Raw genomic sequence first — 13,689 nt, 5'->3', positions numbered from 1 at the left:
AACCTTATGAAAAAACTAAGCCTAATCGCCCTCTTTTTCTGCTTCAATCTCTTTGCAGAATCCACTAAGCCCATTGTCCAAGTAAAAACTAGTCTCGGCGATTTCGAAGTCGAACTTTACCCAAAAGCCGCACCCGAAACAGTTAAAAATTTCATTGGTTTAGCAGAAGGAACAAAAGAATTTAAAGATCCCGCAACAGGCGAGATGGTCACTAAACCTTACTACGATGGACTCATTTTCCACCGCGTCATCAAAGGCTTTATGATCCAAGGTGGCTGCCCTCTAGGAACTGGCACTGGTGATCCTGGCTATAAATTCAAAGACGAAATCAATGCCAAGCAACTTGGCCTCGATAAAGAACTCGCTTTCCCAAAAGGAAAGCCCAACTCAAAATTAGGTCCTCAACAATCGATGCAGGCAGCTATCATGCCTATATACCAAAAATTGGGCATCAACTCACAAGAAACATTTAAAGCTAAGCAAGCTGAATTTTTAGCTATTATTGAAAAAATGAACCTTCAAGAAGCCTACGAAAATATTGGCTACAAATACGATAACTCACTCGAAAGTATCAAAGCAGAAAAAGCCTGCCTCGCCATGGCCAACTCTGGCCCCAATACCAACGGCTCACAATTCTTCATCAACCTAGGGGACACACCTCACTTAGATGGCAAACACACCGTATTCGGCAAAGTTATCAGCGGCGAAGACACCATCGAAAAAATCGGAAACACAAAAGTAGGCGCCGGCAGTAAACCCGAGAGCGAGATCAAAATCATCTCCATTCGCCTCAAGAAATAAAATCTTTCAAACACATTAAAAAAAGTGTCCTACAAGGGCGCTTTTTTTGTACCCATGAAAATTACTTTTAATGCGGCAATAATATAGGCTGGTCTTTCCTACACGGCCGTACACCCACTAAGTTAACAGCCTCCTCCAACTTCAGCCGGCGCCATCCTTCATACTAGAGCGCTCCTCCAAACTAGTGAGAAGCTCTATATAATAACAGAGGCGCCCCAATGATGGTAGGGAACTTAAGTACATGCCGAAGGTATGCAGTATGGTAGCCACCGGATTTATCCGGTGGGTATTGTTAAAAAAAAATGATATAAATGCCGAAGGCATGAAGGAAACGCTCTGCAGCGTACTTTCGGCACGCACGATGCTGTTATTCAAACACCACGGACTTACGTCCATGGCTACATTCCTAAGCTCTTCGAGCTCAAATACCTGTCAATATTCCTTAAGTTCCCTACCATTAGGGGCCCCAATGGTAGCTGAATTCAAATCAATAGTCCGGAACAACAATGCATCTCGCCTAAGCACAAAAAAAGATTCAGTTTTCACTGAATCTTTTTTTAAGTGGCAGGACCGGGGCTCGAACCCGGGACACAGGGATTTTCAGTCCCCTGCTCTACCAACTGAGCTATCCCGCCGTTTTGTATGCCCTTGATAGTACAGCGCATGCGCCCTTCTGCAACTACTTTTTTAAAGAAAAAAGAACTTTTTTTATTTTGCCTTTTTCATCATCACTAAAAGCATATTTTGAACTCAAAAAGCTCCTATAAAATGACGCGTCACATCTTATTGAGATTCTTGAGCTTACGCACAAAAATAATCTCGATGACCACAAAAAAGCACTACTCAATCAGCCTTTCTTACAAAATCGGCCTTGGATAAATTTTAAGATGAATAAGCTTAATCATTGTATATAAAATGAGGTTTTATGAAAAACGACTACCACAAGCATCGCGGTCTGTTAGACACTGGCGATATTATTTTATTCTCCGGACCGGGAATCCTCAGTGCAGGCATCAAACTTGGCAGCCTATGCAGATGGTCCCACGTAGGCATGGTTGTCAAAGTTAAAAATCCCGACATAGCATTAATCTATCAAGCCACCCCATCCACTAAGGCTAAAGACTTTTTCCTCAAAAAAGAAAACCCGGGTGTTCAAATCAATGTACTGAGTCATACCATTGAAACATACCCCGGAGACATTTCCTATAGGAAGCTCAATGCAGAACGATGCCAAACGATGCTCGATGGATTAAGTGCTTTTAGGAAAGAGATCAAAGGTCGCCCTTTTGAAGAAAGTACTTGGGAAATAATTAAAGCCGCCTATGACGGCCCTTTTGGCGACAACAAGGAAGAAGACTTATCGAGTTTATTTTGCAGTGAATTAATTGCAGAAGCCTACCAAAGAATGGGATTGCTCGAATGCAACAGTAAGGGCGGTAAACTCTCTAACGAATTCACCCCTCGGGACTTTTCCGAAAAAGGCTGTTTAGAGCTTTTGCTCCAAGCACAACTAAGTCAAGAAATCGAAATAAAAGTAATTTAAACAAAAAAAAGCCCTCCATCACGAAGGGCTAAAGAAACAATACTGTCTGAAAATTAAGCTAAAGCTAAGCCTTGTGAGTCATCAAGCTTATCGGTCAAAATTTTAATAAAATCGACAACAGCCCATACCCAGCTAATAATTGCTGTTACAACTAACAAACTTAAAACTAATTGAATAATACCGTTTTTGGTATGACCCAAGTAGAAATTATGCACTCCTAAAGCTCCGAAGAAAAAAGCCAATAAGGCCGCAATTACTTTTGATTTTGACGACTTATTCTCATTTTCCATAACTCATACTCCTATTTTGATTAAGCTAATAGCCTAAGGCTCGCTAGAAATACTTAAAGGCCTAATAAGTAAGCTTCACCAATTTTTTACAAAAAGCTTACAAGTCGCCAATTATACACACTCCAGAAAATTAACGAGTACAAAGGCTAATATCATAACCTTTTCGTTTTATGGTCTCAGTCTTGAAACCAAACTCTTCTGCGACTTCCGCCAGCTGCTCACCGTGCTTTGATACAATAGCTAAGCGCCCAGTAGGGTTGAGATATTTCATAGCCGTCTGAATAAAGTACTCACCAACTCTTTGTCCTGCAAAATAAGGCGGATTACCGACGACAAGATCAAATCTTTTCTCTGTTTCGTAAAGGTCACTCGCAATCGCTTCACAATTTTTAAAATCGTTAAGTTTAATATTCTCTTTACAGCATTCAATTGAACGAATATTAGAATCGACCAAAACTACTGAACCACCATGATCTGGCCTTTCATTCAACTGCCTCTTCGCCAGCGCTAAACCAATCAAACCTGCTCCACAACCTAAATCTAAAATATCTTCACCCGCAGTCACATCAACAGCCTCCGACAAAGCGACACCACCGGTATCAGCTCGGCCATGACTAAAGACACCTGGTCGAGTTCGCATCGTGTATTCAGCATTCATCGTGGACACTGCCACATTGGCCACACGGTCTGACCATGTATTCTTTGCCTCATCTCCACGAAGAACAGTTCTAAACACAGTATTTGAACGCGTACTAGAGATTGTCTTCAACCCACGTAAATCCTGGTCCATCTTTTTACGAAAATCTTTTAAGCGCTCTTGAGGAACAATAATGATCAACTCCGTCCCTTTTGCATAAAGCAAATTCAATCTTTCGATAGCATCAAAGAAAAGCATGCGATCAAAATATTTTGTCGGGGCAAAAACGATCATGTCATAAGTATCCCAAGCCTCAATATCCGCACCCGTAATGATGTTGATCTCATGCTCTCGGTCAAACTTTTTTTCTGCTATGCGCTTATCGTGTAATTCATTGGTATAAACATCGATCTTCATCTCAGGAGCCTGGGCTCGTAAAACAGCGGGAATCAGGGGTGAATCCGCTCCGTACAAAACTAAAGTTTTTTCAGGTAAATGCTTAGGTAAGTTTTTTAAAAAGTCTCTATCTCCAGGCTTAACATAACGCAAGCCATGGACTTTCATTTTTTCTTTAGGTCCAAGTTTTATTAGATGAGTACTTCCTCGTCCTAACAGGGTAATTTCAATCATTGGGCTACAGACTCCTCTACTGGACTGGGCTTAGGTTCAACTTTCTTCAAATGTTCAGGGTACAGTTGATACATATATAAATAAAGAATAACTCCGGTCACCGATACATATAACCATACGGGAAAGGTGAAGCGAGCTATTTTTTTGTGGCTAATAACCTGACCACGAAAGATAAAAAAGAAGGTCATTAGAATCATTGGCAACATGATCATGGCCAATAAAATATGAGGAATTAAGATAATAAAGTAAATAGTCTTCACCGTCCCTACTCCCTGAAAGAGTAAATGACCCGCAGTAAAATGGTAATAAAGGTAGGAAGAAAGAAAAAGAGCCGACGTACAAAAAGCCGAGATCATCAATTTCTTATGTAGCTCTTTGTTTTTCTTTTTGATTGCGACAAAACCACAAACTAACAAAGTCGCACTAATAAAGTTCAAACACGCATTGATTAAAGGTAAATCCAAAATAGTTCTCCGATTCAGGGGGTAGTCGTTTGAGGAAAAAAGATAAGTGCCAAAACAATCAAAGGCAAATAAATAATTGAAGCATAAAAATACTGCTTCATAAAGCGATTACGATTGGCGAGCAACATCACTGAGGAACACAATAAACCCGCATTGAGAATACACACTGATATAAAATACCAACCATTACTCATTTTGTACATATAAGGCATTAACGAAACCGCCATCAAACCTAGCGTCCCCACAAAAATAAGGATAACAGCTTGCTTTCCAGTCTCATCATATAGCGACATCATTTTGTACCCCGCTCTTTTATAATCATCTTTGTAAATCCATGCGATAGAAAAGAAATGCGGTAACTGCCACACAAAAACAATCGCGAATGGGAAAAAACCAAACCATTCCGTATTAGGAATCGTATGAAAATCGTTATTACTATGAGCAATCCACCCCGTCAAAATCGGGAAGGCTCCGGGGAAGGCTCCTGCAATTGTATTGAGCGCTGTTCGAGTCTTCATAGGCGTGTACATAAAAACATAAGTCACATAGGTAAATAAGGCGAGATAAGCCACTTCATGTCTAAAAAAGTAAAAGAGTACGGCTAAGCCAATGGCGAGACACACATGTCCAAAAACTAAGGCTTCCCCCATTTTGACACGTCCGGATGGAATTGGACGATCCGCAGTACGATCCATTAAGCCGTCTAACTTATGCTCCACTGCCTGATTCACGATATTTGAGGCTCCACCGACAAAACTAAGACCGATAGTTAACCACAATAACTCCACATAGTTTTCCATTGCAAAACTAATATTGGGATCTCTAGCCATTACATAGCCGGCACTACCAGAAAAAACCGCCATTGCACTTAGGCGAGGTTTGGTTAATTCTAAAAAATCTTTAACTCTACCCATGATTAGGCCCTGTATTTACTTTCGCAGATAAAAGTTTGTATGCGGTGAAGGTCAATGCCAAAATCAAGGCGCCATTCACCACGTGACCAGAAGTAAGTACCGTTTCTGCAAAACCAAACTTACCCTCCTCTCTATTATAAACAGTAAAAAAAGCAACTACACCTAACAAAATCTGCATCGTCACTAACAAGTGGAACGCCATGCCAAAAAATTTATAGGCTTTACTTAAGTTTTTAAATTTCATAATGACAACGCCTAGGGTGAAAAGTAAGATCGCCACCGGCAAAGCAAAAGTCATATGTGAGAATAACCAACCAGCATTGCCCTCTACTAATTCTTTATAGATCACCTTACCCTTATCACTAAAATCAAATACCTTTGCTTTATTTCGAAAAATGGCTCCAAGGAGAAGCTGCACAAGAACCGCACCTAAAGTGAACTTCGCTAAGCCCTTAAGCTTCGGAGAAAACCCTTCCTCTGGAAGCTTATCATTATAAAGCTTTGTGTTTTTCAAAACAAGGTAACACATGGCCGCTAAACAAAGCTGAGCGAAAACTCCGTGCAAGACCGTTGTCAACCAAAGAGTATTCTGAGACACTGTCAAACCGCCTAAGCCTCCCTGCACGCATACCATGATGAAAATAATTAAGGAGAGCTTAAAATTACGTTCTTTCTCAAAGTGACGCGAAAACAACAGTATCATGATCGCTAAAAAACCTACGAACTCACCCAATAGGCGATGCACATGTTCATAAAAACGATCGGTTTCACTCATGAAATAATTCAGCGAAGGCCATAAAACACCATCAGAAGTTGGCCAATCAGGAAAAGCCATTCCAGACCTAGTCGACACTGTCATGGCTCCCATATATATAAGGCCGACTGTAAAAGAGAGTAATGTCCACAATAAAGCTTTGTAGATGATGTTCTTTTTTGCATCTGAAGTATTTTTATAGAGCTGATTAGCTCCTATCAAAATAGCGATAAACATAGCGATGACAATAATTGTAAATGGGCGCATAATAATGATTTAGTTTTTTAAGCTGTTAAAAATTTAACCGCTGGAAAGTAAAAGATTTTTCGTTTTTTACAACCATAGCCACTGGATTAAAAGTTCTTGTCGAAAAACACCTATATATAAACCCATCGAAAGCTCCCGCTCAAAGTCCTCATACCTAGGGGAAGTTAATGGAGATTAGTACTTAAATCTACGTAATTAGAATCTATATAATCAGCTTTGATTGATTATGTATAAATACTCCATAAACTTATTAAAAAAAATAAACTGGGAAATATCTGATGATTTTATGTACTTTCGATGAAATAGAGAACTACGCCTGCCTTAACCCTCGCTTTGCGATCGCGGCAAAATGGATTTCATCTACAAATCTACAAGAACTCGAACACGGCAAAACTATTATCGATGGAGAAGAAATCTTTGCCATCAAAGAAACACTCCACGGCAGGAAAGCCGACAAGGCCAATCTAGAAGCTCATAAAAAATACATTGATGTACAAATTTGTCTCAAAGGAAAAGATTCAATCAAATGGAAAGCCAACTCAGAATGCGACACTATTCTACAGTCGTATTCCGATGAAAATGACATCATGTTCTATGCAGACAAATCTGTACAATATATTGAAGTTTATGCTGACAAAGCCGCCATTTTCTTCCCCGAAGATGCTCATGCACCCCTCATTGCTGATGAAGAACTCACAAAACTCGTTATTAAGATTTTAGTTAATTAATTTTCAATCGCAGCAAGTTTAGGTTAAAATCCCGTTAATACCCATTTTTATGACCTTTTTGTGCCTACTTAGGCCTTAAAAAATGATTTTATAATTTTATTACCACGATAGTTTAACACTGGTAAATAAATATTAGAAACAGATTGGGAGTCATAATGCGTAAGTCAATTCTTGGAATGATCTTAGCGGGCGGAGAAGGAACACGCCTATCACCACTAACTACTAAACGAGCAAAACCTGCTGTTCCATTTGGCGGAAAATATAGAATCATCGACTTCGTTTTATCAAATTTCGTTAATAGTGGCATTCACTCTCTATTTGTTCTAACGCAATTCAGATCTCAAAGCATGAGTGAACATATTATTAATGGCTGGAATATGTCATCATTAATGAAAGGCCAATTCGTCGTTCCTGTACCTGCACAAATGCAAGGAGGAGATAAACGTTGGTACGAAGGCACTGCAGATGCGATCTGGCAAAATATTCACCTCCTACAGGATTTTACTCCAGACTTAGTTGCCGTATTTGGCGGTGATCACATTTACAAGATGGATATATCTCAAATGGCAAAGTTCCACGCAAAACGCGATGCACTTGCGACTATTGCCGCCCTTCCCATACCCATAGATGAAGGCTCTAGATTTGGTATAATCCAAGTTGACAAAGATTGGAAAATCACTGGCTTCCAAGAAAAACCTGAACATCCAAGCGAAATACCTGGCATGCCTGGCTACTGCCTCGCTTCTATGGGCAATTATGTGTTTGATTCAAAATGGCTCTATAAAGTCCTTAAAGCCGACTCGAAAAACACCGATTCTCACCACGACTTTGGTCATGACATCCTTCCACCAGCGGTAGAAAGTGGGCGTCTTTACGCTTACAATTTCTTTGAAAATAAAATCCCTGGCTCTGATATAAGTAAGGATAATTACTGGCGTGACGTAGGCACACTCAAATCTTACTACGATTCTAATATGGATCTCAAAGAAGCTGACCCACAACTCGACCTCTATGGTGCGGGATGGCCCATACACACCTATAACTCACCTCTTCCTCCTGCCAAATTCATTCATGATGAACAGCATCCCGATGGAAGGACGCGAGTAGGTCACGCAACCAACTCAATCATTTGCGATGGTTGCATCATTTCTGGAAGTTCCGTCAAGGAGTCCATACTCTCATCTGAAGTTCGAGTCCACTCTTTCTCTAGTGTTGAGAACAGTATCATCCTCAATTCAGTTGAGATTTTTGAAAACTGTAAGATACGAAATGCAATCGTTGACAAACACGTCATTCTCCCTCCAGGCACAGTCATCGGCTATGATCGCCAAAGCGACGAAAGTCGTTACCACGTTGAAGACCTCTGCGAAGAAGAAGGAACTTGGTTAACAGTTATTGAAAAAAATCACTCCCGTGTTAGTAAGGATACTAAAACTACAGTATTAACAATTTAGGCTCCTCTCTACATGGAATATAAAGATTTTAAATCTGACTTGTCTGCTATTGCCTGTCAGATTGATTCTTATTTATTAGCACATCCTTTTCCCAAGTCCGTAAGTCCTTCTTGGCTCGGCAAAGAAATGTCATCGTACACAAAAAGTGGAGGCAAACGCCTCCGCCCAGCCCTTTGCTTATGGTCTGCCGCACTTGTCTCCGACAAAGCAGAATTAGCGATCTCAGTTGCATCAGCAGCAGAAATTTTTCATACATGGACCCTTGTCCATGATGATATAATTGATCGTGATGCCACTCGTCGCGGCTTGCCCACAAGCCACACTGCCCTAGCAGATTTCGCTCGAAATGAACATGGTAGTGAAGGTGCAAGTGCAGATCATTTTGGCCTTTCCATGGCCATACTCACTGGTGACTTACAGCAAGCCTGGGCTCTTCGACTCATTACCGAGCAAGCTGGCAAAGATCTCAACAGTGACTGTGCATTGGCAATCATTGATCGCCTACTCTCTCATGTTTATCCTGTATTATTAGGTGGAGAAGCCATTGATGTTGAATTCGAACATCGTGAAATTGATTCAATTGCCCCTGAAGAAATCCTTCAGATGCTCGAAATGAAAACAGCTTGTCTATTAGAATTTTCTGCGCAAGCAGGAATCGTGGTAGGCTTAGAACTCAATAGCTTTGACCATGAACTCGTGCATCATGCAGGCCAATTTGCTTATAATGCTGGCTTAGCTTTTCAACTCCAAGATGATATCCTCGGGATTTTTGCAGATGAAAAAGAACTTGGAAAACCCGTCGGCAGCGATATTGCTGCTCGAAAAGTCACCTTGCTAATAGTTGAAACTTTACACTTAGCTTCTGGCCAAGACAAAAAGTTCATCCTAGACTTATTAGGCTCTAATTCCATTAACACTGAGCAGCTAAATCAAGCCGCCGAAATCATCAAAACTTGTGGTGCACTCACAAAAACCCAAGCGATGATGGATAATTATGTACAACAAGCTGAAATACATTTAGCTGAACTTCCTAATTCTCCTGCAAAAGAACGCTTAAAAGAACTTGCACATTTCATGATTAAGAGAACCTTTTAATCATTGAAATTAAAAAATCCATTATGGAGTAAAATATGACTATCAAAGGATGCTATACAGCACTCATCACTCCCTTTGATTCTGAAGGTAATGTAGACTACGAAGCATTCGAGCGCATTATTAATGATCAAATTTCCGCTGGTATCGATGGTATCGTAGCGGTAGGAACAACTGGAGAATCACCCACTTTAGGTTATGCAGACCACAGCGACGTTATTCGCTTTGCTGTCAAAACGGCTGCTGGCCGCTGTAAAGTCGTTGCTGGTACTGGAGCTAACTGTACTAAAGAAGCGATTGAACTAACTAAGCAAGCCCATAAAGACGGCGCTGACGCAAGCTTACAAGTTACGCCCTACTACAACAAGCCTACACAAGAAGGTCTTTATCTACACATAAAAGCCATTGCGGATAGCGCAGATATGCCTATCATTCTTTATAATGTCCCTGGTCGCTCAGCTATCTCTTTAGATATTGATACAATTGTTCGCATGAATACCATTCCACAAGTAGTCGCAGTTAAAGAAGCTGGTGGTTGCGTTGATCGCATAAGTCAAATCAAACAAGCTTGTGATATCCAAATCGTCTCAGGTGATGACTCACTTACACTTCCAATGATGTCAGTGGGAGCAAGTGGCGTAATCAGTGTATTATCAAACATTTTACCTGCCGAAATGACTGAACTCTGTCGTTTAGCTAATGCTGGACAGTTCTCGCAAGCACTTGAGATTCACCAAAAGTATTACAAGCTTATGAATGATATGTTTATCGAGTCCAATCCTATTCCTGTCAAAACAATGATGGCTACCTTAGGCTATGGAACTGAAACATTCAGACTCCCCCTTTGTCCTATTACTGAGGGTGCACGTGAGGTTTTATATGCTTCTGCACAAAATGCTGGAATAAAAATTTAGTTCTAGTTTAAATTCTACCCACAAAAAAAGCTCGAGTTGATTAACTCGAGCTTTTTTATTGTATAGATATATGGCTATTTAGATGATATCTTAGACTTCAACCATTCACGTGTATTTTGAATAAAGTAATAAAAACCAGGGATAAGTAAGGTTCCTAAAATTGCAGCTAAAGTCATCCCGCCAAATACAATCACACCAAGTGAACGACGACTCGATGATCCGGCTCCCGTGGCGATAACAAGAGGAATTACCCCTAAAATAAAGGATATCGCCGTCATTAATACAGCTCGAAACCTTAAACGTGCCGCCATAATGGCTGCATCCAAAATTGTCTCGCCTGCTTCGCGCTTTTCTTTGGCAAATTCTACAATGAGAATTGCCGTCTTCGAAGCTAAACCAAAGAGCAACACTATACCCACTTGTGAATAAATATTATTGTCCATCTTCATTATCCAGTTCAAGCCTAGGGCACCAAACATCGCTACTGGAACAGAGAGCAACACCGAAATCGGAGTAAACCAACTTTCGTATTGAGCTACTAAGAAAAGATAGATGAAAACTACCGCTAGAATAAAAATCAATGCGACATTACCCGATGCTACTTTTTCTTGATAAGACATTCCCGTCCAATCATAAGCATAACCCGGCGGAAGCACTTCTCGTGCGACCTCTTCCATGGCATCCATAGCTTGACCTGAGCTATAACCAGGTGCAGCCCCACCATTATAAGTAATAGAATTAAATAAGTTATAACGATTAATAATATCGGGCCCGACAATCGATTCCACATTTACTAATACATTTAATGGGACCATTTCGCCCGTACGTGATTTGACATAGATTTTATCTAGGTCTTCTGGTTCAGAACGAAAATCAACTTGAGCCTGTAATTTCACTTGATAACTCTTACCGAATTTATTAAAGTCATTGACATAGGCTCCTCCCAAATAGACCTGTAAAGCACTAAAAACTTCATTCATAGGCACATTTAAGTCATGAGCTTTCTCTCTATCTAAATCAATAAAAATCTGAGGCGTATTTGCGGTGAAGAATGTATTGACTCGTGATATTTCTGGACGTTGATTTGCCGCGACAATCAAGGCACGTGATATTTCTGCCATATCCTTAGCTTCTCGCCCCAAAGTATCCTGTAAAATAAACTCAAAGCCATTACTTGCACCTAAGCCAGGAATTGCTGGCATTTCAAAAGGAAATGAGCGCGCCTCAGGTATCCCAAGCATCTTTTGATGAGCTTGAGCAAGAATAGATTTAACATGAAGCATCGCATCTGTGCGCGCAGACCAATCATCTAGGGTCACAATCATAAAGCCCGCATTAGAAGAATTGGCGCCATTAATCATACCATAACCATTAATAGTCATCACCGCTTCTACTCCCGGTATTTGAGAAATCATCAGTTCGATCTCATCAACAACTCGTGAAGTTCGCTCTAATGACGCTCCTGGCGGCAATTGTATATCAACTAAAAAATTACCTTGATCTTCGTCGGGAATAAAACCCGTTGGAGTTTCATCATAAAATTTGTAAGTCAAAAATAACATCGCACAAAAACACAACATTGTAATGATAATTCGCTTGATTGAAAGCGCGACAAAGCCGACATATTTATCTGTACTCCAAGCAACTAAATTATTAAATTTCCTAAAGATAAAATTAACTTTTTTAGTTTTGTCGGAAGGCCTTAAAAAGGAAGAGCATAAGGCTGGACTTAGGGTCAAAGCGTTTAAGGATGATATACAGACTGCCACAGAAATAGTAACGGCAAACTGACGATACAAAGTGCCGGTTATACCCGGCAAAAATGCCACGGGTACAAATACAGCTAATAGTACGAGAGTTGTCGCGACAATTGGCCCTGTAACTTGCTTCATCGCTTTCTGAGTTGCGGCTCGAGGATCTAAGCCCTCTTCGTCCATCAAGCGCTGTACATTTTCCAGTACAACAATGGCATCATCAACCACAATACCGATAGCCAAAATTAAACCAAAGAGTGTCACTGTATTTAGGGTATAACCTAAGACCATTAAAAAGGCAAATGTCCCAATGAGAGAAACGGGAATTGTGAGTGAAGGAATAATCGTAGAGCGTACATCTTGTAAAAAGAGGTACACAACTAATATCACCAATATTACGGCAACTAATAAAGTCTCTACTACTTCACTAATTGACGCTTTAATAAACTTCGTGGTATCATAAAGAATATTATACTCAAGATCATCGGGGAAGCTCTCGGCTATTTTATCCATTTCCGCACGCACAGCATCGGCCACAGCAATACCATTTGCAGATGGCAATTGGTAGATCGGCATCACTAATCCAGGCTGACCATTAAGCTTTGACGTGGAGTCATAATTAATCGCTCCCAATTCAATTTCTGCAACATCTCTAACTCTTACAAAAGAACCATCCTGATTCGCTCTTACAATGATTGCTCCAAACTCATCAGGTTCACTCAAGCGACCTTGGGTCTGAACTGTATATTGAAACTTCTGTGTACTTTTGCTTGGTGCTCCACCAATTATACCCGCCGCCACCTGAACATTCTGCTCTTGAATTGCTGTCAGCACTTCTTGAGGTGACATATTTAAACCCGTCATACGATCTGGATCTAACCAAATACGCATCGCATAATCTTGACCACCAAAAAGTACGATATCCCCTACACCAGATAGACGTAGTAGCCTATCTTTAATATTGATCGTTGCATAATTAGATAGAAATAAACCATCATAAGTTTTTTCTGGTGAAAGTAAGTTCACTACCACTAGCATCGAGGTACTTTTTTGTCTTACAATAACCCCCTGCCTTGTTACTTCGACAGGAAGTTTTGCTGAAGCCGCAGACACACGATTCTGTACGTTAACTGTATTAATATCGGTATCAGAGGACACGTCAAATGTAACTGTTATCGTAACCTTCCCATCGTTACTGGCCTTAGAGGAGATATAGAGCATATTTTCTACGCCGTTAATCTCTGATTCTAGAGGTGTAATAACTGTATCAATAAGTGTTTGTGAATCAGCGCCAGGATAACTCGCCGTAACCGATACTTGCGGAGGTGTAATTTCTGGGAATTGCGCAACTGGAAGGTTGAGTAATGCAATTGTTCCCGCAATTAAAATGATAATTGAAATAACAAAGGCAAAACGAGGTCGCCTAATGAAAAAATGATCAGCCATT

Annotated in this window: 12 protein-coding genes and 1 tRNA gene; 6 read left to right on the top strand and 7 right to left on the bottom strand. The window is 40.4% G+C overall.

Annotated features, from left to right (window positions below; genetic code table 11):
* Positions 1 to 6: 6 nt before the first annotated feature.
* Positions 7 to 801, top strand: coding sequence for a peptidylprolyl isomerase (locus tag PQO03_RS14785; RefSeq protein WP_274153962.1), 795 nt, complete (start codon positions 7 to 9; stop codon positions 799 to 801).
* 562 nt (positions 802 to 1,363) lie between these two features.
* On the opposite strand, the gene PQO03_RS14780 is transcribed toward PQO03_RS14785, so the two are convergent.
* Positions 1,364 to 1,436: transfer RNA gene (locus PQO03_RS14780), tRNA-Phe, on the bottom strand.
* A 290-nt stretch (positions 1,437 to 1,726) separates the two neighbouring features.
* Between PQO03_RS14780 and PQO03_RS14775 the strand changes: the two genes are divergently transcribed.
* Positions 1,727 to 2,344: a hypothetical protein gene (locus tag PQO03_RS14775; protein WP_274153961.1), complete on the top strand. Its 618-nt coding sequence runs from the start codon at positions 1,727 to 1,729 to the stop codon at positions 2,342 to 2,344.
* Between the two features lie 53 nt (positions 2,345 to 2,397).
* Here the strand turns inward: PQO03_RS14775 and PQO03_RS14770 are convergent, their stop codons facing one another.
* The 5 genes from PQO03_RS14770 to PQO03_RS14750 form a co-directional block, all read right to left on the bottom strand.
* Entirely contained in the window at positions 2,398 to 2,634 is a 237-nt protein-coding gene (locus PQO03_RS14770) for a TM2 domain-containing protein (RefSeq protein WP_274153960.1), read from the bottom strand.
* A gap of 130 nt (positions 2,635 to 2,764) precedes the next feature.
* Positions 2,765 to 3,901, bottom strand: coding sequence for a class I SAM-dependent methyltransferase (locus PQO03_RS14765; RefSeq protein ID WP_274153959.1), 1,137 nt, complete (start codon positions 3,899 to 3,901; stop codon positions 2,765 to 2,767).
* Positions 3,898 to 4,365: a DUF420 domain-containing protein gene (locus PQO03_RS14760; RefSeq protein WP_274153958.1), complete on the bottom strand. Its 468-nt coding sequence runs from the start codon at positions 4,363 to 4,365 to the stop codon at positions 3,898 to 3,900. The genes PQO03_RS14765 and PQO03_RS14760 overlap by 4 nt, the downstream gene beginning before the upstream one ends.
* Before the next feature lie 14 nt (positions 4,366 to 4,379).
* The gene (gene cyoE / locus PQO03_RS14755; RefSeq protein ID WP_274153957.1) at positions 4,380 to 5,279 is read right to left on the bottom strand and encodes a heme o synthase; all 900 of its coding nucleotides are present in this window, start codon (positions 5,277 to 5,279) and stop codon (positions 4,380 to 4,382) included.
* Positions 5,272 to 6,300, bottom strand: coding sequence for a COX15/CtaA family protein (locus tag PQO03_RS14750; protein WP_274153956.1), 1,029 nt, complete (start codon positions 6,298 to 6,300; stop codon positions 5,272 to 5,274). Before PQO03_RS14750 ends, cyoE begins: the two co-directional genes overlap by 8 nt.
* Before the next feature lie 278 nt (positions 6,301 to 6,578).
* On the opposite strand from PQO03_RS14750, the gene PQO03_RS14745 reads away from it, so the two are divergent.
* The 4 genes from PQO03_RS14745 to dapA all read left to right on the top strand — a co-directional run bounded on the left by PQO03_RS14745 (position 6,579) and on the right by dapA (position 10,488).
* Complete coding sequence (locus PQO03_RS14745) at positions 6,579 to 7,028, top strand: NanQ anomerase/TabA/YiaL family protein (protein ID WP_274153955.1); 450 nt, start codon at positions 6,579 to 6,581, stop codon at positions 7,026 to 7,028.
* A 155-nt stretch (positions 7,029 to 7,183) separates the two neighbouring features.
* A complete protein-coding gene (gene glgC / locus PQO03_RS14740; protein ID WP_274153954.1) occupies positions 7,184 to 8,482 on the top strand; it encodes a glucose-1-phosphate adenylyltransferase in 1,299 nt (432 codons plus the stop codon).
* A gap of 12 nt (positions 8,483 to 8,494) precedes the next feature.
* Entirely contained in the window at positions 8,495 to 9,577 is a 1,083-nt protein-coding gene (locus tag PQO03_RS14735) for a polyprenyl synthetase family protein (RefSeq protein WP_274153953.1), read from the top strand.
* A gap of 35 nt (positions 9,578 to 9,612) precedes the next feature.
* A complete protein-coding gene (dapA, locus tag PQO03_RS14730; protein WP_274153952.1) occupies positions 9,613 to 10,488 on the top strand; it encodes a 4-hydroxy-tetrahydrodipicolinate synthase in 876 nt (291 codons plus the stop codon).
* Positions 10,489 to 10,562: 74 nt separating this feature from the next.
* Here the strand turns inward: dapA and PQO03_RS14725 are convergent, their stop codons facing one another.
* The gene (locus PQO03_RS14725) at positions 10,563 to 13,688 is read right to left on the bottom strand and encodes an efflux RND transporter permease subunit (RefSeq protein ID WP_274153951.1); all 3,126 of its coding nucleotides are present in this window, start codon (positions 13,686 to 13,688) and stop codon (positions 10,563 to 10,565) included.
* Between the last annotated feature and the right edge of the window lies 1 nt (position 13,689).

The organism is Lentisphaera profundi (genome assembly GCF_028728065.1).
GTDB lineage: Bacteria > Verrucomicrobiota > Lentisphaeria > Lentisphaerales > Lentisphaeraceae > Lentisphaera > Lentisphaera profundi.
Note: the sequence above shows the minus strand (reverse complement) of the source record. Positions and strands in the feature narration are given on the sequence as shown.